At 66.7% G+C, this 25,290-nt stretch carries 28 protein-coding genes; 12 read left to right on the top strand and 16 right to left on the bottom strand.

Translation table 11 applies throughout. The annotated features are described in order from the left end of the window. The first annotated feature begins 138 nt into the window (after window positions 1-138). Window positions 139-585 (top strand): REP-associated tyrosine transposase, encoded by a 447-nt coding sequence (locus tag AC5P68_RS15945; RefSeq protein ID WP_231523034.1) that lies wholly within the window; start codon window positions 139-141, stop codon window positions 583-585. 260 nt (window positions 586-845) lie between these two features. Here AC5P68_RS15945 and AC5P68_RS15950 read toward each other — a convergent pair whose 3' ends face one another. From AC5P68_RS15950 to AC5P68_RS15965, 4 genes are read right to left on the bottom strand one after another with little or no spacing between them, the layout of a single operon-like run. Next, window positions 846-1,286 (bottom strand): DUF2894 domain-containing protein, encoded by a 441-nt coding sequence (locus AC5P68_RS15950; protein WP_414497964.1) that lies wholly within the window; start codon window positions 1,284-1,286, stop codon window positions 846-848. Further along, window positions 1,204-1,842: an OmpA family protein gene (locus tag AC5P68_RS15955; RefSeq protein ID WP_005409939.1), complete on the bottom strand. Its 639-nt coding sequence runs from the start codon at window positions 1,840-1,842 to the stop codon at window positions 1,204-1,206. The genes AC5P68_RS15950 and AC5P68_RS15955 overlap by 83 nt, the downstream gene beginning before the upstream one ends. Further along, a complete protein-coding gene (locus tag AC5P68_RS15960) occupies window positions 1,839-4,103 on the bottom strand; it encodes a DUF802 domain-containing protein (RefSeq protein WP_288418531.1) in 2,265 nt (754 codons plus the stop codon). Before AC5P68_RS15960 ends, AC5P68_RS15955 begins: the two co-directional genes overlap by 4 nt. Before the next feature lie 10 nt (window positions 4,104-4,113). Continuing rightward, entirely contained in the window at window positions 4,114-4,767 is a 654-nt protein-coding gene (locus AC5P68_RS15965; RefSeq protein WP_010485248.1) for a DUF3348 family protein, read from the bottom strand. A gap of 146 nt (window positions 4,768-4,913) precedes the next feature. Here AC5P68_RS15965 and AC5P68_RS15970 point away from each other — a divergent pair, with 146 nt between their 5' ends. Then, window positions 4,914-5,834: a M14 family metallopeptidase gene (locus AC5P68_RS15970; protein WP_043396360.1), complete on the top strand. Its 921-nt coding sequence runs from the start codon at window positions 4,914-4,916 to the stop codon at window positions 5,832-5,834. Here the strand turns inward: AC5P68_RS15970 and eptA are convergent. The 10 genes from eptA to AC5P68_RS16020 all read right to left on the bottom strand — a co-directional run bounded on the left by eptA (window position 5,738) and on the right by AC5P68_RS16020 (window position 15,566). Beyond that, window positions 5,738-7,546 (bottom strand): phosphoethanolamine transferase EptA, encoded by a 1,809-nt coding sequence (eptA, locus tag AC5P68_RS15975; protein WP_495217111.1) that lies wholly within the window; start codon window positions 7,544-7,546, stop codon window positions 5,738-5,740. The genes AC5P68_RS15970 and eptA overlap by 97 nt on opposite strands. Window positions 7,547-7,619: 73 nt before the next feature. Beyond that, window positions 7,620-8,006 (bottom strand): diacylglycerol kinase, encoded by a 387-nt coding sequence (locus AC5P68_RS15980; RefSeq protein ID WP_005409934.1) that lies wholly within the window; start codon window positions 8,004-8,006, stop codon window positions 7,620-7,622. Window positions 8,007-8,066: 60 nt separating this feature from the next. After that, window positions 8,067-9,299 (bottom strand): sensor histidine kinase, encoded by a 1,233-nt coding sequence (locus tag AC5P68_RS15985; protein WP_288418526.1) that lies wholly within the window; start codon window positions 9,297-9,299, stop codon window positions 8,067-8,069. Further along, window positions 9,296-9,970 carry a response regulator transcription factor gene (locus AC5P68_RS15990; protein WP_032962486.1) on the bottom strand — a complete coding sequence of 225 codons (675 nt, stop codon included), beginning with the start codon at window positions 9,968-9,970 and terminating at the stop codon, window positions 9,296-9,298. The genes AC5P68_RS15985 and AC5P68_RS15990 overlap by 4 nt, the downstream gene beginning before the upstream one ends. Window positions 9,971-10,074: 104 nt before the next feature. Further along, window positions 10,075-10,608 carry a Cif family virulence factor gene (locus AC5P68_RS15995; RefSeq protein WP_414497965.1) on the bottom strand — a complete coding sequence of 178 codons (534 nt, stop codon included), beginning with the start codon at window positions 10,606-10,608 and terminating at the stop codon, window positions 10,075-10,077. Window positions 10,609-10,676: 68 nt separating this feature from the next. Continuing rightward, a complete protein-coding gene (locus AC5P68_RS16000; RefSeq protein WP_049432801.1) occupies window positions 10,677-11,024 on the bottom strand; it encodes an RcnB family protein in 348 nt (115 codons plus the stop codon). A gap of 134 nt (window positions 11,025-11,158) precedes the next feature. After that, window positions 11,159-12,595, bottom strand: a complete 1,437-nt coding sequence (locus tag AC5P68_RS16005) for an efflux transporter outer membrane subunit (RefSeq protein ID WP_288418525.1) — start codon at window positions 12,593-12,595, stop codon at window positions 11,159-11,161. Beyond that, on the bottom strand, window positions 12,592-13,476 hold the full coding sequence (locus AC5P68_RS16010; protein WP_049403418.1) for an HlyD family secretion protein: 885 nt from the start codon (window positions 13,474-13,476) through the stop codon (window positions 12,592-12,594). Before AC5P68_RS16010 ends, AC5P68_RS16005 begins: the two co-directional genes overlap by 4 nt. A gap of 1 nt (window position 13,477) precedes the next feature. Beyond that, a complete protein-coding gene (locus tag AC5P68_RS16015; protein WP_049403417.1) occupies window positions 13,478-13,687 on the bottom strand; it encodes a DUF1656 domain-containing protein in 210 nt (69 codons plus the stop codon). Window positions 13,688-13,691: 4 nt separating this feature from the next. Further along, window positions 13,692-15,566: an FUSC family protein gene (locus AC5P68_RS16020; protein ID WP_288418517.1), complete on the bottom strand. Its 1,875-nt coding sequence runs from the start codon at window positions 15,564-15,566 to the stop codon at window positions 13,692-13,694. A gap of 166 nt (window positions 15,567-15,732) precedes the next feature. On the opposite strand from AC5P68_RS16020, the gene AC5P68_RS16025 reads away from it, so the two are divergent. Then, on the top strand, window positions 15,733-16,527 hold the full coding sequence (locus AC5P68_RS16025) for an AraC family transcriptional regulator (protein ID WP_014647399.1): 795 nt from the start codon (window positions 15,733-15,735) through the stop codon (window positions 16,525-16,527). Between the two features lie 35 nt (window positions 16,528-16,562). Here AC5P68_RS16025 and AC5P68_RS16030 read toward each other — a convergent pair whose 3' ends face one another. Beyond that, window positions 16,563-17,384: an alpha/beta fold hydrolase gene (locus AC5P68_RS16030; RefSeq protein ID WP_231522983.1), complete on the bottom strand. Its 822-nt coding sequence runs from the start codon at window positions 17,382-17,384 to the stop codon at window positions 16,563-16,565. A 1,124-nt stretch (window positions 17,385-18,508) separates the two neighbouring features. On the opposite strand from AC5P68_RS16030, the gene AC5P68_RS16035 reads away from it, so the two are divergent. Together AC5P68_RS16035 and AC5P68_RS16040 are read left to right on the top strand one after the other, a co-directional pair. Next, window positions 18,509-18,898, top strand: coding sequence for a hypothetical protein (locus AC5P68_RS16035; protein WP_495217112.1), 390 nt, complete (start codon window positions 18,509-18,511; stop codon window positions 18,896-18,898). A gap of 10 nt (window positions 18,899-18,908) precedes the next feature. Beyond that, window positions 18,909-19,244 (top strand): DUF6984 family protein, encoded by a 336-nt coding sequence (locus tag AC5P68_RS16040; RefSeq protein WP_231522985.1) that lies wholly within the window; start codon window positions 18,909-18,911, stop codon window positions 19,242-19,244. A gap of 45 nt (window positions 19,245-19,289) precedes the next feature. Here AC5P68_RS16040 and AC5P68_RS16045 read toward each other — a convergent pair whose 3' ends face one another. Next, window positions 19,290-19,664 carry a hypothetical protein gene (locus AC5P68_RS16045; protein WP_044570359.1) on the bottom strand — a complete coding sequence of 125 codons (375 nt, stop codon included), beginning with the start codon at window positions 19,662-19,664 and terminating at the stop codon, window positions 19,290-19,292. 566 nt (window positions 19,665-20,230) lie between these two features. Here AC5P68_RS16045 and moaA point away from each other — a divergent pair. The 7 genes from moaA (at window position 20,231) to AC5P68_RS16080 (ending at window position 25,242) form a co-directional block, all read left to right on the top strand. Further along, window positions 20,231-21,211 carry a GTP 3',8-cyclase MoaA gene (gene moaA, locus AC5P68_RS16050; RefSeq protein WP_231522986.1) on the top strand — a complete coding sequence of 327 codons (981 nt, stop codon included), beginning with the start codon at window positions 20,231-20,233 and terminating at the stop codon, window positions 21,209-21,211. Between the two features lie 8 nt (window positions 21,212-21,219). Next, window positions 21,220-22,218: a bifunctional molybdenum cofactor biosynthesis protein MoaC/MoaB gene (moaCB, locus tag AC5P68_RS16055; RefSeq protein ID WP_049452505.1), complete on the top strand. Its 999-nt coding sequence runs from the start codon at window positions 21,220-21,222 to the stop codon at window positions 22,216-22,218. Next, window positions 22,215-23,468 (top strand): molybdopterin molybdotransferase MoeA, encoded by a 1,254-nt coding sequence (locus AC5P68_RS16060; RefSeq protein WP_231522987.1) that lies wholly within the window; start codon window positions 22,215-22,217, stop codon window positions 23,466-23,468. Before moaCB ends, AC5P68_RS16060 begins: the two co-directional genes overlap by 4 nt. Then, window positions 23,468-23,728, top strand: coding sequence for a MoaD/ThiS family protein (locus AC5P68_RS16065; RefSeq protein ID WP_123958652.1), 261 nt, complete (start codon window positions 23,468-23,470; stop codon window positions 23,726-23,728). Before AC5P68_RS16060 ends, AC5P68_RS16065 begins: the two co-directional genes overlap by 1 nt. A 3-nt stretch (window positions 23,729-23,731) precedes the next feature. Next, window positions 23,732-24,232 carry a molybdenum cofactor biosynthesis protein MoaE gene (locus AC5P68_RS16070; protein ID WP_111687368.1) on the top strand — a complete coding sequence of 167 codons (501 nt, stop codon included), beginning with the start codon at window positions 23,732-23,734 and terminating at the stop codon, window positions 24,230-24,232. Window positions 24,233-24,337: 105 nt separating this feature from the next. Then, window positions 24,338-24,880, top strand: a complete 543-nt coding sequence (mobA, locus tag AC5P68_RS16075) for a molybdenum cofactor guanylyltransferase (RefSeq protein WP_231522988.1) — start codon at window positions 24,338-24,340, stop codon at window positions 24,878-24,880. After that, window positions 24,877-25,242 (top strand): hypothetical protein, encoded by a 366-nt coding sequence (locus AC5P68_RS16080; protein WP_231522989.1) that lies wholly within the window; start codon window positions 24,877-24,879, stop codon window positions 25,240-25,242. The genes mobA and AC5P68_RS16080 overlap by 4 nt, the downstream gene beginning before the upstream one ends. The last annotated feature ends 48 nt before the right edge of the window (window positions 25,243-25,290 follow it).

The raw sequence follows: 25,290 nt of genomic DNA on the forward strand, positions 1-25,290 counted from the left end.
GCCGGCCGCTGGCCGGCAACCCACAGCACCGGTAGTGCCGGCCGCTGGCCGGCAACCTCATTCAACTTCAGACATCTCCCAACACCCATCGAGGCATGGCCTGACAGCCAACACCCCATGATCGACCCACCATGGCGCATGAGCAGCCATCGCCTCCGTCTGGGCCGTCACTCGATCATCGGCCAGTCCTACGTTCTGACAACCACGACACACCAGCGCCGCCGGCTCTTTGAAAGCGAAGCTGCAGCAGCATGTGTAATCGACCAGTTCCACTACATCGAACAGCGCGGGCTCGTACAGTCACACGCATGGGTCGTCATGCCGGATCACGTCCACTGGATGTTCGCGCTGCGCGCAGCTCACCTTCCCGACATCGCGCGCCGGATGAAGTCGTCGAGCGCGCTTGCGCTGAATCGCTTGGTGGGGCGTCGATGTACGGTCTGGCAGCCTGGTTACTTCGATCACGCAGTGAGGGCCGAGGAGTCGCTGGCGCGACAGGCGCTGTACATCCTGGGGAATCCGGTACGCGCCGGTATTGCTGGGCAGATTGGTGAGTATCCGTATGCGTGGTCGGTCTGGTTGTGATGCCGGCCAGCGGCCGGCACTACCAAAGCAAGGGCGAAGCGCAGATTGCGTTCCGGCGCACAGAGCACCCTCAGTGGTAGTGCCGGCCGCTGGCCGGCAACCTCATGACCTGCGCGGAGTTGCATGGCTGCCGGCCAGCGGCCGGCACTACCAGTCAATGTTCAGCACGGCCATTCGTTGTTCAGCGCCGCTTGCGCGCGCCTCGGCCGTGGTCGGCCTGGTTGTGATGCGGGCCAGCGGCCGGCACTACCAATTCGTGTTCAGCGCGGCTTGCGTGTCCGCTTCGGCTTCGCGGTATCTGCACCGCTGGCGGCACCGTCCTGCAGCGCCTGCAGCCACGACAACGTATCCACATAGTCGATGAAATGTCGCAGGTAACCTGGACTGGTGGCCTGCATCGTGTCCAGCATGCGCTGCACCAGCACCGCTGAGTTCAGCGGGCCGCCGTCGGCCGGGGCCTCGGTGCGCAGTGAGCGGCGCACCTGCAGTTCACTGCGCAGCTCCGACCACTCGCGCTGCACCTGCTGCAGCATCGGCACCTGCGGGTAATGCGGCAGCGAGCGCGACCCCGCATCGAGGTCACGCACCAGTGCGCGCAGGCCTTCGAGCGCTGAAAGGTTACTTGGCATCCGGAGCCTTGGGCTTGGGAATCGGCGCGATCTCGACGCGACGGTTGCGTGCTCGGCCTTCCTCATTGGCATTGGAACTGACCGGCTGCTCGCTGCCGAACGCGGCGGCGAACACGGCGTCAGCCGGTACGCCATCGGCGATCAGGGTGCGGGTCACGGTCAGCGAGCGCTGCGCGGACAGCTCCCAGTTGTCGGCGAAACGCCGATTGCCTTCGCGCACCGGTGCGTCATCGGTGAAGCCGCTGACCATCAGGATCTCTTCGCGGCTGCCCAGGTAGGCGGCCAGCGGTGCGGCCAGACTGCGCAGCAGCTCCTGGCCTTCCGGCTGCAGCTGGTCGGAGTTCAGCGCGAACAGCACGCTGCCGCTGATGCCGATGCGGCCATCCACCAGCGTCACGCGGCCGGCGGCCAGCGGTCCAGCCAACGCCTGTTCCAGGGTCTGCAGGCGCTTGGCTTCGGCCTGGCGCTGTTTCACTTCCTGGTCCAGCCGCTGCGACAGCTCCAGCTGCACCGCGACCACACCGACCAGTATCAGCACGAACGCGCCCAGCAGCACCGACATCAGGTCGCCGAAGGCGGCCCAGATCGGGGCGTGCGAACCGCCGTCGACCTCCAGCTCGTCGCTCATGCGCTGCCGGCCTTGCCGCGACGCGTGGCCAGCTGCTGCAGTTCTTCCATCACCTGCTTCTGCGACAGCAGGCTGAGGTCGACCACCTCGCGCGCCTGCGCCACGTAGTAGGCCAGCTGCTCGTCGCTGCGGGCCAGCGAGGCATCCAGTGCGCCGCCGATCTGTTCCAGGCGGCCGGACAGCTCGGTGGAGGCGCTGCCGAACTGCGCGACCGCTTCGCCGAAGGTGCTGGCCAGCTGGCCGACTTCACCGGCGCTGTCGTGGAGCGCTGCGGCGATACCGTCCAGCTTTCCGGTCTCGGCGGCGATATGGTCGGTGAAGCGGTTGCCAACGCGTTCCAGCAACTCGGCCGAGCCACCGACCAGTGCGTCCACAGCGGTGCGCTGTTCGTTCGAGGCATGGTTGATCGCATCCAGCAGGGTCTGCACGGTGGCCAGCAGGCGTCCGCGCTCCTCCAGCATCGCGTTGTCACGCACCAGGCTCTCGGACAGCGTGCTGCGCAGCTCGTTGATGACGTCGGCAGCGGCCTTGGGCGCGGCGGCGGCGGTCTGCAGCAGGGTGGACACTTCGGCCAGCGTGGCGCTGGCCTGTGCGCGACCGTTCTCGCCGATCTGCTGTGCGGTCTCCGCCAGCGTGTCGCAGACGCGCTGCTGCTGCGCGGCCAGGCGTTCGCCATTGGCCTGCAGGCGCTCGGCCAGCTCGGTGGAAACGTGCTGCAGAGCATCGCTCCAGCGCTGCAGGCGCTGTTCGTCGCCGGCCTGCAGCTGCGCCTGCAGGGCGGCGTGGGCCTGCTGCAACTCGGCGCTGACCGCGTCCCAGCGCGCCTGGCGTTGCTGCTCGCGGCTGTCCAGGCTGGCCTGCAGTTCGGCGTGCGCGGTGGCAGCGGCGGCCTGCACGGCCTGCCAATCCTGCAAACGCTGCAGTTCGTGATCCTGCAGCAACGACTGGCTGGCGCTGTGCTGCTGCTCCAGTGCCTGCAGCAGCGCCTGCGCGTGCTCGTTCAGCTGCTGACCAGCTGCGAGCAGCGCCTGCTGCTGGCGCTCGACCAGTGCGCTGTTCAGGGCCTGCTGCTGTTCGGCGCCAGCACGCAAGGCCTCCGCATTGTCCTGTGCATCGGCCTGCAGGCGCTCGCCGATACGTGTGACCAGCGCTTCGGCATGCGTGGCCTGGCCATCGCTGAAGGCCTGCAGGTGCTGGCGCAGGTCGCTCACCAGTGCCTGCTGTGCCTGGGTCTGTTCACTCACCACCTTGGCCCAGCTGGCCTCGGTCGCGACGCGACTGCGTTCGAAACCGTCGCTCAGGCCGGCCAGCTGCTGCTGCACGGCCTGCTCGACGCGGGCATGCAGTGCTTCGCCGTGATGGGCCAGGCCAGCCAGGGTGGTCTCGGCCATCGGTTGCAGCGCGCCACCGATGGCGGCGGCGCTGGCTTCGGCGCCTTCGCGCAGCGACTGCTGCAGCGAGACCGCCAGACGCTCCTGCAGCGCCTGGCTCTGGGTCAGGAATTCGGCCTGGCCGGCCAGCAGGCGCTCGTTGGCGGCCGTGCTGTGCTGTTCAAAGGTCTGTGTCATCGCCTGTAGGCGGTCGACCAGTGCCGGCAGCGCGGCGGACTGTGCCTGCAGCAGGCGCAACGACTCGGCGCGCTGCCAGGCCTGCGAGTAGGGATGCAGGTCGCCTGCAATGGCCCGGTCCAGCTGCTGCACGGCCTGCAGCCGATCCCGACGCAGCAGCGCCGCCAGCAGGCCGAGCATGGCTGAGCTGGCCACACCGGCGATCGAGGTACCGAATGCCACCGCCAGTCCCTGCACCGGCGAGGCCAGCGAGCCGCGGATCGCGGCCATGTCGGTCGCGCTCTGCAGGGCCAGTCCGGTGCCACGCAGCGTGTCCATCATGCCCAGCAGGGTACCGAGCATGCCCAGCAGCACCAGCAGGCCAACCAGGTAAGGGGTCAGCACCGGTGCGGGCAGGGCGGTGCGCTCGCCTTCCACGCGCAGGCGCACGGCGTTGCGCAGGGCTACCGGCACGCGCTCCAGCCAGGGGGCGAGGCTTTCCTTCGCGCTGGACAGGTCGTTCAGTGCGGCGCGCAGGCCGTTGCTGGCCTGGCGGTAGCGGTACAGCTCCACGCCACCGGCGATGTAGCAGGCCGCGATGATCGCCGCCACCGCTGCACCCAGCGGATGCACCGAAACGTAGCCAATGCCGATCCAGCACACGGCCAGCAGGCCGACAAGGAAGACAACGACATGGAAAGCAGTTCTGGACATGGTGTTCCGGTCAGTGGGAGCGCAGGGCGTCTTGCAGCCCTTCGATCGGGTGGAAGCGCAGCTGCAGCTCGGCGAGCAGCAGCGTGCGCATGTCATGGCGGAAGGCCGTGCGCCAGCCGGGCTGGCCGTGCACGCGTTCAAATCGGGCGCCGAGCACGGCCGGCGCAGTGGCCAGCAGGCTGTGCTCGCGCGGGGTGAGGGTCTGTTCCATCACCGCATCGACCTCGGCCAGCCGCGCCAGCTCGGGCGAAACCTGCACCAGCTGGTCGCGCAGGCGGCCGCGCAGGCGGCCCGTGGCGGTCTGGATGGCCTGCTGCAGTACCCGGTAGCGCTGGCGCAGCGAGGCGAAGTTGGGTGCGGCGGCAGCTTCGGCCAGGTCCAGCAGGCGCTCGGCCTCGGCATCCTCACTGATCGAGGCGAGCAGGCTGGCGTGCGCCTGGGCGCAGTCGGCCAGTACATCCTCGACCGCTTCGGCGGCTTCACCGGGCTCGGGCAGGCGTCCGCCGAGCGCTCCGGACAGGGCCACGGCACGGCTCCAGTCCACCCACTGGCCGAGGCGATCGGTCAGGGCGGGACTGGTGGCCGGCATCGCGCCGTCGCTGAGACGGGCGAGCAGGCGGAGGAACTCCGGTCCACCCAGGACCGGCTGCGCTGCGTTCGCCATCAAGGGGTGAGGGGCCAAAAACCATTGATTTTACAACCAGATGACCCCGGCTGGATGAAGGCGGGGCGGGGCGGGGGCGCCCGCAGGCGCGACAAGGCTTAGAATGTCCGGCTGCACCCATCCCGTTCGACCCCTGGAGTTCCCCAATGACCGTTGCGCAGTTCTACCCGATCGGCACCCCCGGACAGCCCTGGGGCGACGCGGAACGCGCACAGTGGCGGGCCCGCCAGCAGCGCCGGCGCAGCTACCACGACGACGTGGTGGCCGCGCTCGAGCGCCTGGACGACAGCTTCGATGTGATCCAGTACGGCCAGCTGGACTATGCGCCGGACCATTACCCGCTGTTCGCCGTGGTCAACCACGACTGGAACCCGGCGCTGCCGACCGCGCTGATCACCGGTGGCGTGCATGGCTACGAGACCAGCGGCGTGCACGGTGCCCTGCAGTTCCTGGAGCAGCAGGCGGAGCGTTACCTGGGCCGGCTGAACCTGATCGTGGCGCCGTGCGTCAGCCCGTGGGGCTACGAGCGCATCCAGCGCTGGAACCCGGATGCCATCGACCCCAACCGCAGCTTCCGTGACGGCGGCCAGATCGTGGAAGCCGCCGCCCTGATGGCCTGGGTGGCCGAGCGTAAGCCGAACCTGCTGGTGCACCTGGACCTGCACGAGACCACCGACAGCGACCTGCAGGAGTTCGATCCGGCGCGTTGTGCCCGCGACGGCAAGCCGTTCGAGCGCGACACCATTCCGGATGGCTTCTACGTGATCGGCAACAGCGAAGATCCGCAGGCCGAGTTCCAGAAGGCATTGATCACCGCCGTGGCCCCGGTCACCCATATCGCCCCGGCCGATGCCGAAGGCAACCTGGTCGGCCTGCCGCTGCAGTCGCCGGGCGTGGTCTGGGGTGAATCGCGTTCGATCGGCGCCTGCGCCGGCTTCACCGACGCGCGCTTTGCCACCACCACCGAGGTCTACCCGGACAGCCCGCGCACCAACCCGCAGGAATGCAACGACGCCCAGGTGGCGGCGGTTTGTGCGGGCCTGGATTTCGCCCTGGCGGCGCAGTAGCGCGCCACGTTCCGGGCAGCGACCGGCATCAACCGGCGCCGTTCTTTGGCTGGCGAGGTGGCCACAGCCGGCGAAGCCGACGCGCGGCAGCCGGCGAAGACATCCAGATCGCGCCGGTAAACCGTACTGTTGACCCCGAACAGGCCCAGCAGTGAGTGGAAGACATTGTCGTGGCTGTGCGCCCGGTGCAGGGCATTCCCGCGCAGGCAGGCCAGGTCCACGCCCGCGTTGCGGCTGAACTCCGGTGAGAACCACATCACCATCGGCACCTGGGTCTGCTCGCGCGGCGCGATGAAGTAAGGCGTGCCGTGAAGGTACATGCCACGTTCGCCGAGCGACTCGCCATGGTCGGACACATAGATCAGCGCGACATCACGCTGGTCCGAATAGCCCTGCAGCAGGTCGATGGTCTTGCCAAGCATGCGGTCGGTGTGGACCAGGGTGTTGTCATAGGTGTTGACCAGCGCCTCGTTGCTGCACTGCTGGATCTGGTTGCTGTCGCAGGTCGGACTGAATGCCCGCGACTGTGCCGGGTAGCGTTCGAAGTAGGTCGGGCCGTGGCTGCCAAGCTGGTGCAGCACGACCAGGGCGTCGCCGTTCATGGCATCAATGCGGGTACCGAGTTGATGCAGCAGCACCTCGTCATAGCAGGTGCCGTCGGCATTGACACATTGGCCGGCCACCTTCAGCGCGGGCATGTCCTCGGTCGGCACGCGTTCGCACACGCCTTTGCAGCCCCCGTTGTTGTTGCGCCAGAGCACGCTGATGCCGGTGCGCTGCAGGATGCCGAGCACGTTCTCCTCGGTCGCTGCGCGTACATCGTCATACTGGCGGCGGGTCATCTGCGAGAACATGCACGGCACCGAGATCGCTGTTGCGGTTCCGCATGAGGAAACATCACTGAAGCTGATGACGCCTTCCTTGCGCGAGAGCCGGGGATTGGTCGCGCGTGGGTAGCCGTTGAGCTGGAAGTTCTGTGATCGCGCGGTCTCGCCGACGACCATGACCACAAGCTTCGGACGCGGGCCCGGTACGCGCCGTGCGTCCATGCCGATCGGGCGCAAGGGTTGCTGGCGGGCGCTGTAGAGGCCTTTCAGATAATCGTGGGTATGGCGCACGACATTCAACGGCAGCACCTGGTCACGGAGATAGCGGTTGTTGCGCAGCAGCGAGGAGTAGTCCTTGTAGAACGCGAAGCCGATTGCCAGCAGTACCAGCAATGACGCCAGAGCGCTGGCCGGCCACACCAGCAGCGAACGTATCGAACCGGCCCCGCTGGTGGTGCGCACCAGGGCGAGCCCGGCAGCAGGCAGCACGCCCAGCGCCAGCAGGGTCAACAGTAGTGGCAGCGACAGATAGGCGTTCAGTTCGGCCTGGTTGGTCTCGAACACGTTCTGCACCATGCTGCGATCGATCAGCACGTTGTAGTGCAGCATGAAGTAACTGCAGGCGGCGCTGACGACAACGAGCAGCGCCAGCAGCGGCCTGCGCAGGAATGGCAGTGCCAGCAGTGGCGTCAGCATCAGGTTGAACAGGCAGAACAGCACCACCGGCAGGCTGACCAGGAACAGCACGCTGCGCACGCTGTTGAGGTCGACCAGCCCCCACAGCGTCTTCCAGAGGGCGATGTTTCCAATCGTGGTGAAGAACAGTGCGACGGCCCAGACCAGAACGATCGGATGGGGCCGTGGAAAACGGCGGCATTGACGCACGAGCAGGTTCCGTGGAGCGGGAGTGCGCGCAGTATCGAAACCGCTTTATCAGGAAGTTGTCAGGTTGGGCGGACTAGCCCAGCAGGATCACGCCCCACACCGCGCCCACCATCAACAGTGCGGTGGTCTGCGCGGCGCTGCCCATATCCTTGGCGTTCTTTGACAGGGGATGCTGTTCCAGGGAGATGCGATCAACCACCGCTTCGATCGCCGAGTTGAGCAGTTCCACCAGCAGGCTGATGAAGCAGACCGCCAGCACTATCGCGCGCTCGACCGCGCTGATGTCCAGTACGAACGCTGCAATGATCAACAGCGCGTGCAGAAGCAGCAGTTGACGAAAGGCTGCCTCGCCGCGGAAGGTGGCGACGAATCCATCGCGCGAATGGATGAGGGTGTGGAAGATGCGGCTCAGGCCGGTCTTCCCGTGCGGGTACTTGCCGCTGTCCTTGGGGTGCTGCATGCGGTTTTCCGCCGTGAAGTGAGCAATTCCCAGCATGTGCGCGCGTGCGTCAGGAAATCGTCAGAGGGGCCACTCCAGGCTGAACCGGCATCCCTGCTGCGATGAATGCACCGTCATCCTCCAACCCAGGTGCTCGACGATGCGCTGCACGATCGACAACCCCAGCCCCTCGCCGCTGTGCACGCTAGCGGGTACGAAGCGCTGGAACAGCTGTGGATCGATACTGGAGGGCAGGCCGGGCCCCGTGTCGGCGACGACGAGTGCGGCGTCGTGAAGGGAGATCCGGACTTCGCCGCTTTCGGTGTACTGGCAGGCGTTGCGCAGAAGGTTCCAGATCACGCTGTGCGCAAGATCCGCGTTGGTGTGCAGCACGGTGTCATGCAGGGCATCAAACGCAACGATCACCGGCTTGCCGGAAAGCCAGGGCTGGCACCGCTCCATGCAGCATTCAACCAGCGCACGCAGGGCCACCTCGTTGCGTGGCACGGTGCTGGGGGCGCGAGAGAGCAGCAGCAGGCAGGTCAGCTGGCGCTGCATCTCCTGGGTGGTGCGCAGGATGCGCTCGGCACTGGGAACCAGGTGGCTGTCGGCCGGAAGCTGGCAGGCCAGCGTCTCGGCAGCACCACCGATGATGGCCAGCGGCGTGCGCAGCTCGTGGCTGGCATCGCCACTGAAGCACTGTTCGCGATGCAGGAACCGTTCGAGCTCGTCGCTGTGCCGGGCGAAGGCGCGGGCGAGTACACCAATCTCGTCGCGCGCGTCCTGATAGGGAAAGGGCTTCTGGCCGTCCTGCACCGCATCGGCCAATCGTGTGATGGGTGCGATGACGTGGGTCGCTACCTTGCGACCGATCAGGAAGGCGCCAAGCACGCAGATCGAAATGACCAGTGCCGCAAAGGCATTGATCAGGTATTCCAGATAGCCATAGGGGGCTGCGTCCTGCAGCAGGTAGTAACGTTGGCCGGCACTGTCGAAGACGCGCAGGTGCCACTCGTTGGGTGCTGCTTCGCCGTGATATCCCGGGCCATATTGGCGCAGCACGACAGGCACGTCCTGGGCATCGAACAGTGCGCTGCCGGAGGGCAGGTCGGGACGCCGACCACGGGCGAGTTCGTCCTGCAGGCGGCGTACTTCATTGTCCTGGGTCCGCGCGACGACAGCGGCCCGGACCTGGTCGTAGTCCACCTGTTCGGCCAGTACGATGAAGCCCATGGCACCGGCCATCAACAGCACGAACGAGATCGTGATGCGGGTACGCAGGCTCAGGCGGCGGTAGAGGGAGGCAGGGGTCACGCCTGCATGCGCCAGCCGACGCTGTGCACCGTGGTGATCAGCGCGGTGTCGAAGCTGCGGTCCACCTGCAGGCGCAGCTCATGGATGTGGGTTCGCAGCGCACCGCTGTCCGGTGGCTCGTCGCCCCAGACCAGGTATTCCATCTCCTGCTTGCGCACCACGGCCGGCGCCGCACGCACCAGGCACATCAGCAGCTTGTGCGACGTGGGCGTCAGCGCAATGCAGCGGCCTTGCCGCCAGGCTTGTGGCGAGCGCGTGTCCACCTGCAGGTCCTTCCACGCCAGCACGCTCTGGACCTGGCGACCCTGCGCCCGTCGTACGAGGGCCTTGATCCGCGCATCCAGTTCCGTCAGCGAGAACGGTTTGACCAGGTAGTCATCCGCGCCCAGGGCCAGGCCCTGCACGCGGTCTTCGACCGGATCGCGCGCGGTCAGCATCAGGATCGGCACCGGGTTCTGGAACTCCTGGCGCAGCTTCTGGCACAGCGTCATGCCGTCCAGCCGCGGCAGCATCAGGTCCAGCAGGATGGCGTCGTAGTCGTGCTGCGTGGCCCGGCGCAGTCCGCTGGCGCCGTCGCGGGCGTCGTCCAGTACGTAACCCAGCGGTTCAAAGAAGGCATACAGGTTGGCAACCAGCTCGGGGTTGTCTTCGATGATCAGCAGGCGGGTCATGGCATGCGTCCTTGCGCGTGGCTGAACTCTGCCCGATCGCTGGCCGAATGCCAATGCCCTTGCTGAATGGATCGCGGCCTGGGTTCGGCCCCGTCAAGCGACGTTCAATCGGCCGGGCTGCGTGAATCGCGGACCGAGTAGATCACCGAGAAGATCTTCCAGCCTTGTTCGGTGCGGATCAACTGCCACATCTCCTTGCCCCAGTTGGTCTTCACCCCATCGTCGTGGAAGCTGTAGTCAAACGAGACCGAAGCCACATCACCATCCGTCTCGATCTTCGTGTTGGAGAACTTCTCTTCCTTCGGCTTCGGCGAGGCCACCGCCCCGTCGATCAGCGCGATGAAGTTGTTTGCAGGAATCTGCCGCGCCTTGATTGCATCGGGCTTGGCCTTGCGGATGTCCTGCAGGCGCGCGTCCTCGGAAACGAACTGCCAGCCGATGTCTTCTGGTTTGTCCGAGAAGAACAGGCCCATGTAGGTCGGCTTGTCCTTGTTGATCAGCGAGGTGCGGAACGCTTCGACCACCTGTTCGATCGCTTTTACATCCGCCGCTGATGGTTGCTGGCTAGCGTGGGCCGGCTGGCCTGCGATGAGGCCAACAATGAGAAACGCGCTCTGGAATCCGGTGGTTCGCATCATTCATGTCGGCCGCAGTGTGGTGGGAGCGCGCCAGGGCCACGGCTACAGGGCCCCGGCGCGCTCCGCATTCAACGATGCAGCGCGTCAACAATCAAGCCGGTGGCGATCTCCACCAGCAGGTACTCGTTATCGGACTGGCGCACCCAGCGTCGGTCGCGGCCCGGCTCGCGCAGGTCATAGCGCGCGTAATCGTCTACCCAGTAGCGGCGGTCCACTTCGGCCCACGGCAGGCGCTCGCCACGTCGCCAGGCCTTCTTCTGCCAGCCCGGCGGCGGCGCATCGCGGTGGTGCGGGCCGCCTGCGTGCGGCGGCGGGCCGTTGCCTCGGGCGTGGTGCGGCGGATCGGCGAAGGCGGGGACCGCGGCCAACGCGGTGGCTGCGCTCAATGCGATGGCAAGCAAACGTGTGGTCTTCATGGGGATGCCTCCGTCATGGCCGCAGCATGCGGCGCTGTGGCGGGAATATAGGGCAATCCATGTGAATGAATGCGGGTGTAGGCGGTAATTTCCTGAACAGACGGCGGGGCCTGAAGTCGTCGCCAGGCAGCGGGTCATTGGACCGCGCCCGGGGCCGAATCCGTTGCGGCCCAGCCTCCGCCCAACGACAGGAAAAGATCCATCTGCCGGTCAATGCGCTCCGCGCGCGAGGCGGCCAACGCGGACTCCGCATCTGCCAGCTTGGCCTGGGCCGAAAGCACGTCGAGAAAATCGATCCTGCCGAAGCGGTAGAGCTGCTGTGCCTGTTCGGTGGCCCGGGCTGCGTCCCGACGCGCGTGCGCCAGGCTGCGCTCGCGTTCAAGCTCCTGCGTGCAGGCAGAAAGCGCGGTCTCGGTCTGGCGCAGTGCCTGCAGCACGATGCCGTCAAAGGAAGCGAGAGCGGTCTCCGCATTGGCACCGGCCGCCGCGATGCGGGCCTTGGCTACGCGGCGGTTGGGCCAGTGCCATGACAGTATGGGGCCGATGCTCGCACCGAAGCCGTCGGCAGACAGCAGATGCGCCGGTGTGCCGGCCACGCCCGAAGAGGCGCCCAGGGTGATCTGCGGATAGAGAGCCGCCGTCTCGAGACCGATCATTGCAGTCGCGGCGGCCAGGCTGCGTTCGGCTGCGCGTACGTCAGGGCGCCGCTGGAGCAGCTGCCAGCCGTCACCGATCGGCAATGCTTGCTGCAGCTCAGGGGGCTGTGGGCACCCTTCTGCTTCCCTGGGATAGTCTGCCGGGACTTTGCCCATCAGTGCGGCCAGTTCGAACAGTGAGGCCTGCCGTTCCGCCAGCAGGTGCGGTATCGCCGCCGCGCTGCGATTGACGGCGGCACCGGCACGGCTGACATCGAAGTCCGTTCCGCGCCCGCCGGCAGCCAGCCGTCGGGTTGCCTCCAGCGTGGCGCGCTGTATTGCCAGCACTTGCCGGGTTGCAGTGAGCGTGTGATTGCTTGTGCACACCTGGAGATAGGCACGGGTGACGGCCGCAGCGACGACCACGCGGACCTGGTCGCGTGCCGCAGCAATCGCCTCCGTGTCCGCGTTGGCGGCTTCGATGCCGCGGCGGATGCCACCTGCGAGATCCAGCGGATAGGAGAGGTGGAGGCCCAGCGCGTACGACTGCGGCGCGGCCGACGCCTGGGTGTAGCCACCGGCATGGACGAGCGTGCCCGATGCATCCACGTCCCCTTGCACGGCACCGCGCGCGCGGTACTCCAGCACGGTCGCGCTGGCGCGCCGGAGGTTGGCATCGGCGGCGCGCAGGTCGGTATTGGCCGCCAGAGCATCGCGTACGTAGGCGTCAAGCTGAGGGTCGCCATACAGTCGCCACCACCGATCCGGTGGCGCGTCGTGGCTGAACGATGCGTCCTGGCCCGAGACGAACGCCCGCGCCGCTCGTGGGGAGGCTGCGACAGCGCTCGCCGGCAGGTGATAGTCGGGGCCGGACACGCAGGCCGTCATCGGCAGCAGCAGGGCAAACAACCCACAACGTACTGTCCGCACGCTCACTTGCAGGCTCCCGCTGCCGAGGGCGTGATGGTCACATTTGCGGTGCGACCTACGATCAGGCGCGTATCCGGCGGCGCATCATCGATACGGATGCGTACCGGGATGCGCTGTGCCAGCCTCACCCAGGTATAGGTCGGCGCCACGGCGGGCAGCAGGTTGTGCGTGCTTGAGCGCTGATCGTCGGCAATGCCGGCGGCGATGCTGTCAACGTGTCCGCGGACATCGCGGGTGTCGCCCATCAGCCGGGCCACGGCGGCATCGCCCTCGGTGATGCAGGTCAGTTTGGTTTCCTCGAAGTAGCCTTCGATACGCAGGCTGTGGGTGTCGATCAGCGCCAGTGCCTGCGCACCGGGTTGCAGGTAGTCGCCCGCGTGCAGGTCCAGGTTGGTGACGATGCCGTCGGTGGTTGCGCGCACCTCGGTGCGTTGCACGTTGAGCTGGGCGACGCGCTGTTCGGCTCGTGCCTGGGCCAGGGCGGCCAGTTCGGTATCGACCTTGGCGGCATTGCGTTCGCGTGTTTCCGAGGCGACCAGGTTGCCAAGTGCGTTGTCCCGTGTCGATTCGCGGCGGGCCAGCGCCAGCGTGGCGCGAGCGCTGCTGACCGCTGCATCGGCCTTCTCAAGCGCGGCAGTGAAGCGCGGTTGATCCAGCACCAGCAGCAGCTGTCCGGCGCTGACCCGCTGGTTGTCGTGCACCAGCACCTGGGTGACCAGCCCCCCCATGTCCGATGCAACGCGCACCACATCGGCGCGCACCCGCCCATCCCGCGTCCACGGGCGCATTTCGTAACGCTTCCAGATGGACAGTGCGGCGACGACAGCAATCGCGAATACAACCAGCGTAGCGCTCCAGCGCCCGATGACGGCAAGCAGGTGTTTCATTTCATTTCTCGAGCAGGGGCGAGAGCCGGATCATCAGCTCCACCAGGGTCACGAACAGGGACAGGCCCACCAAGGGCCGCGCGGCGAACAACCGGTACAGGCCGAGGCTGGCGAGCAGGCGTGAGGTCAGCATCGACAGCGCCAGCGCGGCGGCGGCCACGGCGAGCAGGCCGGGAATGAGCACGCCATCAATGGAAAGATCAGAGAGCATGTGGTCAGTGCCGATGGTTAAGCGGGGATGCCAGCAGGTCGCGGCGCAACCCGCTGAGCAGGTGCGACAGATGCTCACGATCAGCCCCGGTGCTGGCCGCAGCTGCCTCGCGCATGCGGTCCAGCAGTTCCAGAAGATGGATGTCGACACTGCGTGCCGTGTGGGCGCGAACCCCGAAATGTGCAGCGATGCGTTCGACCAGCGCAGCATGAAGCGCCCGAACCTGCGGGTTGTGCAGCCGCTTTTCCAGCGCGCGGAGTTGGCTGGATGCACATGCCGCACGAACGTCCGCAAACAACGCCCGCAGGTCGTGCGCGGCGCTGGAACGGCCCTGCAACCTGGGAGCGAGCAGCCCGATTCGATCCAGCATTCGGCTAAGCCACGCGCGGGTCACATCACCTTGTCCGGCGGCGTGTCGTGCGATATCCCGACGGATGGAACCCTCCAACCGCGTGCGGTTGCGGCCCGCATCGGCGGTCTGGAACAACTGCATGCTGCACAGTGCCATTGCCGTACCGACGAACAACGCAACGCTGTTGTTGAGTGCGCCGACGATGTTGGTCGAATTGGTCGCGCCCAGGCCGGCGATGAGCGGAAACGTCAGCACCACGCCCAGCGCAGCCATGATGAAGGGCGGCCGGGCCAGGAACGATCCGCATAGCAGCAGCGCAGGCGCCAGCGCGGCCATCAGGCCGACGAAATCGGACAGCGCGGGGAAGATCAGCAGACCGTAGAGCAGGCCGACGGCAACGCCGATGCACGATCCCACCAGGTAGCGCATGACATGCGGTGCCGGCGCTTCGATCGTGCCGAACAGCACGCACGCCGTGCCGATGATGGACACCGCCGTGGCGCCGTCCGACCAGCCCGTGATGATCCACAGCACGCAGCTCAGCAGGATGCCGACGAACGCGCCCAGCGCGCTGCGCGCGGCGTTCCTGTGATCCCGGTGAATCACTGCGCCCTGCACATTCCGCGCAAGACGGTCAGGCACATGCAGGCGCCAGTCGGGGCGGGCAGTGTGCAGCTCCGCCTGCAGTACGCGGCAATCGGCGTGGGCAAGGTCGATCTCGGCCTGTTGCGCGACCAGGCCGGCCCGCAGCAGATCGCGCCAGTCTGTTGCATCCATCGCGCTGGCCTGTGGTGAGCGCAGCCGGGCGATGGAATCTTCCACCGCGCTGGACAGCATCAGTACGTCCAGCATCCGGTCATGCAGGGCACGCAGGATCTGCACCTGGGCGACGCCGTGGGCGCTGTCGAAGGGCAGGTGGATCGACAGCACATGCAGCTCGAGCAGGTCGGCGGCCACTTTCGAGCGGTCCGTCGCCAGCACCGTGTCCGATGCACTGGCGCGCATGTCGCGTGTCCATCGTTCCGCATCGTCCAGCACGGCAGCAACCCGTGCGTGCACGCGTATCGAGACCCGGCGCGGCAGCACCAGCCCATGTACCAGCGTGGCGGCCAGGATGCCGATGGCGATTTCCTGCACCCGCGTGATGGCGATGGTGAACACCTCTCCCGGCACCATCACCGCAGGAAACCCGATCAGGCTGGTGGTATAGCCGGCCAGCAGGAACGCGTACGCACGTGGCGTGCGGTCGAGCATCGCCAGGTACAGGCACAGCGCCATCCACGTGGCGAGTGCGGCGCTCAGCACCAAGGGTGCATTGGCGAAACGTGGCACCAGCGCGACGGTGGCGACGGCCCCGCCCACGGTACCGAGCAGGCGGAACAGGCCGCGGCTGAGTGTTGCCCCGGAAAGGGGCTGCGACACCAGATAGACCGTGCCGACCACCCAGAACGGGCGGTTCAGGCCGATCCGCAGAGAGACATACAGCCCCAGCGACGCGGCGAGCAGGCATTTGAGCGAGAACAGCACCGCCTCCTGGTCGGTCCTGAGGGCAGGGCTTTTAAACCGGGCAAATGCCTGGAGCAGGTGGGGGCGGAGCGGGGTGGGGGAGTGCATGCAGCTCATGCTAGTGACCGGCCGCACTGGCGAATTTCGCTACAATGACAATCAATCACTAAAACCGGTCAATGTGAGAATGGCTCGCATTTCGCTCCCCGGCTTTGACCTGGACCCGGACGAGACCGATCGCCCGGCGGTTGCCAGCCGCCTGCAGGTGGCCGAGCACGACGCGGAAATTCCGGTGCATGAGCATCGAAAGGGTCAGCTCATTCTTGCGCTGCATGGGGCGGTGACCTGCGAAGTGGCCAATGCGCTGTGGATCGTGCCGCCCCAGTGTGGCGTCTGGATTCCGGGCGGCATGCCGCACAGCAACCGCGCCACCGCCAACGCGCGCCTGTGCTACCTGTTCGTCGAGCCCGGCATCGTCGACCTGCCGGCGCAGTGCGTGACGCTGGCCATCTCGCCGATGCTGCGCGAGATGATCCTGCACCTGGCCGACGCGCCGCTGGACTATCCGCATGGCAGCCACACCGACCGGCTGGCGCGGGTGTTGCTGGACGAGCTGGTACAGATGCCGGCCGAGCATCTGTCGCTGCCGGTCAGCCATCACCCGAAGGTGCGTGCGCTGGCGGCGGCGCTGTCGGCGGATCCGGCAGACCGCAGCACCATCGGCCAGTGGGCCGTGCGCCTGGCCCTGGGCGAGCGCACGTTGACCCGCCTCATCGAACGGGAAACGGGATTGTCCTTCGGGCGCTGGCGGCAGCAGCTGCACCTGCTCATCGCCATTCGTGAACTCGCCGCCGGTGCACCGGTACAACGCGTTTCCGAGACGCTGGGCTATGAGTCGGTGACGGCCTTCATCACGATGTTCAAGAAAGCGCTTGGCCTTTCCCCGGCGCGGTACTTTGCGGTGCGCCTGCGTGGGCAGTAGCCGGGAACAACGGGGGAGGCCGTTGCCTGGAACGGCTACTTCAAGGTGCCGGAGACTGATTGAATCGCGGCCACCACCGCAGCGGGATCCTCGCGCTGGAGGGTGTGGCCGGTTGCCAGGTAGCGGTGCGAGCCGCGCGTGAACCCCGAGAAGAGCAGGGCGTGCTGCGCCTTCCAGAGCGCCTTGCCCGCTGCGGTTTCCTCGAAGAACAGCGGTTCGGCAGCCAGCTGCGTTGCAGTCAGCAGCGCTACCGGCACGTCCGGCATCGTGCGCGGGGTTTCCGCACCGGGTGCATCCAGCTGTTCGGTCAGCACGGCGTAGTCGGCGGCCATGGCTGGCGGCAGCATCGCCCGCAGCTGGGCATCATCTGCCTGCACGCGGGCACTGTCGGCCTGCTTGAACGCATGGCGCTGACCCATCGTGGCCGGGTCCACCAGCACCAGGCCCTGCAGGCGCTCCGGATGGCGGCGTGCAAACTCCGTGGCCAGCAGGCCGCCATAGGAGTGACCCACCAGCACAACGCGGCGACCGGGGGCGAGCGTATCGATCACGGCCGTGAGGTCGGCCAGATGCGCATCGATGCGCTTGGGGTGACCGTCGCTGCCGGACTTGCCGAGTCCCGCACGGGCGTAGGTGATGCTGTGGTAGTCGCGCCCCAGACCGGCAACCACCTCCTTCCAGGCCCCCGCGCCCTGCCCGAAACCGGATTCAAAGACCACGGTGATCGGGCCGGCCCCCATCTCTTTGGCCTGCAGTGTGTAAGCGCCTCGATCCACCTGGATTTCCCCTGCGTGCGCGGTGCCCACTGCGGCCATCATGGCAGCCAGCGCCCACAACGTCACTCGGCTGCTTTTCATTGCCATTCCCTTGGGCCGTGACGCGTGCCAGCCCTTCCGATGGGCCAGGTCTGCAGCGGAGTGCCACAGCCTGCCGACCTCGCGACAGGTCGTGCTGGTAATGTAGTGAGGTATAACACCTAATCCCTGTGTAGGAAGTCATGGTGCATGAGGTCGCTGCGCCTGTGCTGCGGGTTGTTCCGCCCGCCTATCAACGCGGCTGACCTTGCCGGCATCTGGTGCGTCGGATCTGACGCTGCTTTTGCCCATTGTCGCCGGCGTTGCAGCATTTGGAGGAAGGGATGCCGGCAATCTATTAGGTTGCATTGGCTATCGTCTGCGCTATGGTTGGAACTCAAACTGTGTATTGAGCCCTATGAAGCTGACGCGCGGATGGTTTCTTGCACTATCTGTAATGTGGCTGGCCATTTCCGCTTTGATGCTGTGGCTGGGCCGAATCTGGGATGCGTTTGGTGCCTTCCTGGCTGCGACAGCCTTCGTTCTCGTTGCCTTTAGGAGAAAGCGGCATTTTGCAGACGGGTCCCCGGAATAGCGGGCCTTCTCAACCACCTCTTTGCAAGGGAGCTTGAGATTATGACGTCATAGGTAATCGCATCGCGCTGGTCACCTCGGCAGGTACCGCCAGCTACACCATCCGGCAACTGTTGACCGTGGTGAATGCGAACGTCAGTGCGTTCAACAGGTGCATTAACAATGCGAAGAAGGGGCGAAGGTGAGGTATGCCGCAGCTGTCATTGCCGGTCTGGTTCTGGCCGGCTGTGCAACATCGGGTGGCGATATGATCGTGCGCGTCTCGGGAAGCGTGCCGCCAGGTCAGGGTGACGTTCGCGCTCTCGATTGTGAGCTGAGCATGCTCGGGGAGGGCGAAGGTGTAGTTTCGTCGAAACCGGTTGGAAGCACATTCTCGGTCCCCATGATGGTCGTTGCAGGGCCGGAACCCAGAAGCTACCAATTCGCAGTCGAATGCAGGGACGGTCGAAGGTTCGCATCCAAGGAAGTACGGATCAGTAGTCGGCGGTCCTATGCCCGGGACCTCAACCTTGGGGAGCTTCAGGAGTGGTGAGAGAGAGGAAGGGGCGACCGGGGGCGCACCTCCGTCGTATGCATCTGGCGGATTCCAGTAGATGAACCAAGATTTCAACTCCCTTGAATGGTGTGACGCCACGTTGCTGGCCTTCAACATTGACAGGAGCAATCCTGGTGTGTGCGATGAGGTAAAGGTCCGGGTGCGCTGGCCGGATGGTCGGGAGTCAATCGTTTGCTTCCCGGAAGCCTACGGTTGCTCCGCGCTCATGAACTTCGGCGTACTGGGGGAGGAGGGAATAGAGTTCGCCATGGTGGACGATGACGAGCCGGGACTTGCTCATCTTCTTGATCGTTGGAAGGCGGTCGGCTATCCGCTGTCCGGTCTGAAGTGTTTCCGTATCGAGACCAGCTCGACCGGAAGCGTCATTCTGATCTACGCCAGGACATGGCGGATCGAGCATCTGCTGATGGCGAATGCAGTGCCCTGAAGGACATTCCGTGCCCAGATTCCTCACCCCGGACGAGGTCTCCCTCATCCACAGGCTTCTGCCCGAGACGACCGAGCTGTCCGAACGGTTGTTGAAGGATCTGGCACTCGCCCAGGTGGAGGACGTGGAGGTCGTCGGATTCGGGGGCGTGGTGTTCCTGTCCAGCACGACTCAGGTCTTCGGAAGTGACATTGCCACGGCCATGCTTGCCGATGCCGACGGCGTGCCGGTGAGGGTCACCTTGTGCCTGGACAATCAGGATCAGCTCTTCGAGCTGGAGCTGTGCAAGGTGGACTTCTCGCCGATCATCGGCGTCGATCTGAGGAGCGCTTTCAGCGAGCACTGACGCCTGCTGAAAGCGATCCAAGCTGAAGGGCGTTGCGCATCGCCTTCACCCTTCGGGCTGCAAGCGCCCCACCGCCTGCGCGCACAACGACTGGCAGGCCATGACCAACCCCTCCATCACTCGGTCGCCCACGTACTCTTCGGGTTCGCCGTTCTGCCGGGTGCGTTCGGCCGCCAGCAGCATTTCCAGCACCACCCGCAACCCGCTCAACGCGCAATCGGCATCGGCCAGGGCCAGGCAGCGCCCGGGCAGCTGATGCCGCTCCGGCCACGGCTGCCCATCAGCCGCCGCACCGGAGCCGATGCGGTGGAGATTGGCAATGAAGGTGTTCCTGTCCACTGTTGGCGCAGCCTGTGGCGAACCGTCGTCGCCGGCGGTGCTGCGGTAGGCGTGCAGATGCGGGAAGTCCGATTCGTTCATGGCAAGGCTCCGTGCAGGGCAATCGGTAGCCGCCACCCATAAAAGTGGCGGACGGTACGTGGTTCGAACACCGGGTTGATGTCAGTCCGGCGGGCCCGAAGGCCCCCACGCACCGCCCGCCATAGCCGGCAGACGGATTGCCAGTCGGTGCCACGCTAAGGTGGCGCCGGCTGGCAAGCGCATACATCAACATCAACTCGGGTGTTCGAAGCCCGGCCACCCTTTTCCGGTGGCACGCCATCTGAGCCCCTGGCGCTGTGCAATGCCAATCAGAAGAGTTGCAAACATCACTCGATTGGAGACGCTTTTGACATTGTCCTACGCTGTTAAGTCCCGCCAGTGCTGGCTGGCGTAGTGATCCGCCCGCAACGCGCAATCTGCGACAGGTGTCGAGGTTGTCACGGCGAACGGGACGGGCCGGGAGGGCCTATCACGACAGGCGTTGCCAATTCAGCTGCGGGCTGTCCCGGGTTGACGCTTTCAACTCCCCAGCGCACTCTGCGGGTTGGGGTCGACAACCCGTTCAGGGGCAGGGCTGCAGGGTGGTACCAGGAGGCGGAACAGCCATGAGCCAACTCACCGACAGCTTCGGACGCAGCTTTCCGTACCTGCGCTTGTCGCTCACCGAAGCCTGCAACTTCCGGTGCAGCTACTGCCTGCCCGACGGCTACCAGGCCGACGGCCGCCCGCGTTTCCTGCAGGTGGATGAGATCGGCCGCCTGGTGCGGGCCTTCGCGGCGTTGGGCATGAGCAAGATCCGCCTGACCGGCGGCGAGCCCAGCCTGCGCAAGGATCTGGACGAGATCATCGCCACCGTGGCGGCGGTGCCGGGCATCCGCAAGGTGGCCATCACCACCAATGGCACGCTGTTGCCGAGGCGTCTGCCGGGCTGGCACCGGGCCGGCCTGACCGCGCTGAACGTGAGCATGGACAGCCTGCAGCGCGAACGCTTCAAGACCATCACCGGGCACGACCGCCTGCCGGAGATCCAGCAGGGCCTGGCGCTGGCGCAGGCGTTGGGCCTGCCGGCGATCAAGCTCAACGCGGTGCTGCTGCGTGGCCTGAACGACGACGAGCTGCCGCGGTGGATGGACTACCTGCGTGACCGCCCCTTCAGCGTGCGCTTCATTGAACTGATGCGCACCGGCGACAACGAAGCCTATTTCCAGCGCCACCACCTGCGCGCCGACGTGGTGGTCGAGCAGCTGCTTGCCGCGGGCTGGCAAGAGCGTCCGCGCGCGGCCGACGCCGGCCCGGCGCGCGAGTTCGGTCACCCCGACCATCGCGGCAGCATCGGCATCATCGCCCCGTATTCGCGTGACTTCTGCAAGGGCTGCAACCGCCTGCGGGTGACCGCCAAGGGCGACCTGCGGCTGTGCCTGTTCGGCGAGTTCGGCGTGCCGCTGCGCCCGCTGCTGCAGAGCGACGATGACCATGACGCGCTGCTGGCACGCATCACCACCCAGCTTGGCCTGAAAGCGGCCGGGCATGGACTGCACCAGGGCCAGACCGGGCTGACCCCGCACCTGGCCTCCATCGGAGGATGAGCAACACGATGAGTGGGGAATTGAATGCGGCCTTCCACATGGCCGATGTCCGCGACAAGCGCATTACCCGCCGCCGTGCGGTGGCGGTGGGCGAGTTGCATGCCGGTCCGGTGGCCTATCCGCTGATCGTCGAGCGCCGCCTGCCCAAGGGCGATGCGCTGGTGATGGCCGAGATTGCCGGCCTGCAGGGCGCCAAGATGGCGTCGATGCTGATGCCGCTGTGCCATCCGCTGCCGCTGGAGCTGGTGCAGGTGTTCTGCGCGCCGGTGCCGGAACGGCAGGCGATCCGCGTGTGGTGCGAGTGCGCGAGCGAGGCGCGCACCGGCGTGGAGATGGAGGCGCTGGCTGGCGTCAACGCGGCGCTGCTGACCCTGTACGACCTGAGCAAGCCGGTGGAGCCGGCGTTGCGCATCGAAGGCATCCGCCTGCTGTTCAAGGAGGGGGGCAAGCGCGGTGTCTGGCTGCACCCGGACGGCATGGACGAGGCCGAGCGCGCGCGTTTCAAGCCGCGTGCGCCGAAGGGCCTGGAGGGCGCGGCCTGCGCGGTGATCACGCTGAGCGACCGCGCCAGCGACGGCACCTATGAAGATCTCTCTGGCCCGACCCTGGTGACCGGGTTGAACACACTGGGCGGAGAGGTGGTGGCCGCCGAAGTGTTGCCCGATGGCATCGAGCCGTTGGCCGGCCGCCTACGGGCCTTGGCCGCCGACGGCGTGCGCCTGTGTCTGTGTACCGGCGGTACCGGGCTGGGCCCGCGTGACCTGACCCCGGAGGCGCTGCGTTCCTTGAACGCGCGGCCGGTGCATGGCCTGGCGCAGATGGTGCGGGCGCTGAGTGCGCAGCACACGCCGATGGCCTGGCTGAGCCGCGCCGAGGTGGTGCAGCTGGGCAAGATGCTGGTGTTCGCATTGCCGGGCAGCCCGAAGGCGGCGGCGCAGTGCCTGGACATCCTGGCGCCGGTACTGGGCCACGCCCTGGCGATGGTCGAGGGGGATGGCCACGCATGATCCCCTACAGCGAAGCCTTGCAGCACCTGCTGGTCGCGGCCTCGCCGCTGCCGGCCGAGCGCCTGCCGCTGCATGAGGCTGGCGGCCGCACTCTGGCCAGCGACATCCACAGCGCGCAGTCGCTGCCGCCGTTCGACAATTCGGCGATGGACGGCTTCGCGCTGCGCGCCAACGGTACGGCGTTCGAGGCCGGTACCGAATTCGCGGTGCAGGGCTGGCAGGCGGCCGGCGATGCTGGCGCCGAAGGCGGGGAGGGGGCCTGGGAAATCATGACCGGTGCGCGCATGCCGGCCGGGCTGGATACGGTGGTACCGGTCGAGAACGTGGAGATCCTCGCCAGCGAGGATGGCCGCCCGACCCGCATTGCCCTGAAGGCATTGGTGAAGCCGGGCCAGAACGTGCGCCTGCGCGGCGAGGATGTAAGCGACGGCGAGCGCGTGCTGCAGGCCGGGCAGGTGCTGGACATCAACGCGCGCACCCTGCTGCATGCCATCGGCGTGGGCGAGGTGGCGGTGGTGGCGCGGCCAAAGGCGGCGGTGATTGCTACCGGCAAGGAGCTGGTGACCGAGGCGGCGCAGGCGCTGGAATCCGGTCAGATCCGTGACAGCAACCGGCCGTACCTGGTCGGCCGCCTGCAGGCCGCCGGTGCCGGGGTGGTCTGGCAGGGCACGGTGGGCGATGACGTGGCCGCGTTCAATGCGGTGCTGGATGCAGCGCTGGACGCGGGTGCGCAGCTGTTGATCAGCACGGGCGCGGTGTCGGCCGGCCGCTACGATTTCATTCCCGACGCGCTGCGCGGCCGGGGGGCGCGCATCGTGTTCCACAAGGTGGCGATCCGCCCCGGCAAGCCGTTGCTGTTCGCGGTGCTGCCCAATGGCGCGCTGTATTTCGGCCTGCCGGGCAACCCGGTCTCCGCTGCCGTGGGCCAGCGCTTCTTTGTCGAGCCGGTGCTGCGCCGCCTGCTGGGGCTGGCACCCGAGCAGATGCTGACGTTGCCGCTGCAGGCCGACGTGCGCACGCCGCCGGGCCTGCGCTTTCATGCGCGGGCCCGGGTGGAAGTGGACGCGCAGGGCCGCCTGAGTGCGCGCGTGCTGGCCGGGCAGGAGTCGTTCCGTTTGATGTCCATGCTGCAGGCCAATGCCTGGGTGGTGCTGGAAGGCGAGGGCGGCGTGGCCGCTGCCGGCACGCCGGTGCGCGTGCAGGGCTGGGGTCATCAGGACCCGGTGCAACTGGCGAGCCAGGAGTCATGATGAGACAGGTGAATCTGCAGTTGTTCGGTGCGTTTTCCGATCTGGATGCCAGCCGCGAGATTGCCGTGGACGTGGCCGGTGGCACCGTGGCCGACCTGCGCCAGGCGTTGCGCGAGCTGCTGCCGCTGCGTTGGCCCGGTTTCCGCGCCGGCCTGCTGGACTATTCGGCATTCGCCGACCAGCAACGTGTGCTGCGCGACCATGACGCGCTGCCAGACGATGGCCGGGTGGCGATCCTGCCGCCGGTGAGCGGGGGCTGAGCGATGAGCGAGATGATCATCGCGAAGGTGGTGGACCGCGCGCAGGCGGCGATCGATCCGGCCGAGGGCATCGCGGCGGTTTCCGATCCGGGCTTCGGCGGCATCGATGTGTTCATCGGCAAGGTGCGCGACGTCAATGTGGGCCGGCGGGTGACCGGGATCACCTACGACCTGTTTGAACCACTGGTGCTGAACGAATTCAAGCGGCTGGCCGCCGAGGTCGAGTCGACGTTCGGTCCGAAGCTGAAGCTGTACGTGGCCCATGCCAAGGGCCGGCTTGGCATCGGCGATGTGGCGGTGGTGGTGGCCGCCGGCAGTCCGCACCGTGACGAGGCGTTCCGCGCCTGCCGGCAGTTGATCGAGGTGGTCAAGCACCAGTGCCCGATCTGGAAGCAGGAGCATTACGAGGACGGCGACAGCCAGTGGAGCGAAGGTTGCAGCCTTTGCCATGCGGAAAGTGAACCTTCGCACTCCCATGGCCATACGCATGACCACGGGCATTGACCGCGCCCTTCAGGGCGCGGGATTCAGTAGATCCACGCCATGCCTGGGAGAGGCCTTTCCCGCGCATCCGGCCGGCGCAGCCACGCCTGGCGTGGCTCTACTGCGATGAGCATCAACGGCATCGTGCTGGCCGGTGGCCTGTCCGCCCGCATGGGCCGCGACAAGGCACTGCTGCCCTGGCAGGGCCGCACATTGCTGGAACACATGCGGGGGCTGTTGCTGCAGGCGGGCGCCGGGCGGGTGTGGGTGAGCGGTGACTACCCGGCGCTTGGTGGCATCCCGGACCGGGTCGCACGCTGCGGCCCACTGGGCGGCCTCTACAGTGTGGCGATGCAGATGCCCGATGGCCCCGCCTGGGTGGTGCCGGTCGATACGCCGCGGGTGACACCCGCGCTGTTGCAGCGCCTGCAGGCCGATCAAGCGCGCGCCTGCACGGTATTCGACGATGAACCGTTGCCGATGCGGTTGCAGATCGATGATCATTGCCGCCGCGTGCTGCAGGCTTTGATCGATGACCCGACGGCGCGCCGTTCACTGCGCGCCCTGCAGGAACGCCTCGGCGTGACACGGTTGCCACTGGCGCCGGAGGATCAGGCGTTGCTGCTCAACTGCAATACCCCGTCGGAATGGGAGTCCATCACAGCATGAAGGTCCAGCTGCAACAGCAATCGATGCGCCTGCGCGTGGATGAAGAAGAACTGGCACGATTGCTGGCCGGTGAATCGGTGGAGAACCTGACGCGCTTTGGTGGCAGCGGTGGCTGGGGCGTGGCGCTGTCGCTGCATGCCGGCGACCAGGCCGTGCTGCTCGATGGCGGTACATTCTGCCGGTTGGTACTGCCGCGCCAGGCCGTCGAGTCGCTGGCGGGGAGGCTGCCCTGCCGCGATGGCCTGGGCTTCGGTATCGCGTTGGATGACGACAGCATGCTGCAGCTGCAGTTCGACGTGGACGTGCGCGACAGCATGCGGCAGCGTGGCCTGCAGCGGCGTTCTGAACCTGCGCCCGAGTAGGCGCAGGTTGCACAGGGCCGGGTGGTGCGCTGTCGTATGATGAGGGCC

Source organism: Stenotrophomonas sp. YJH_SMC_58 (genome assembly GCF_059369635.1).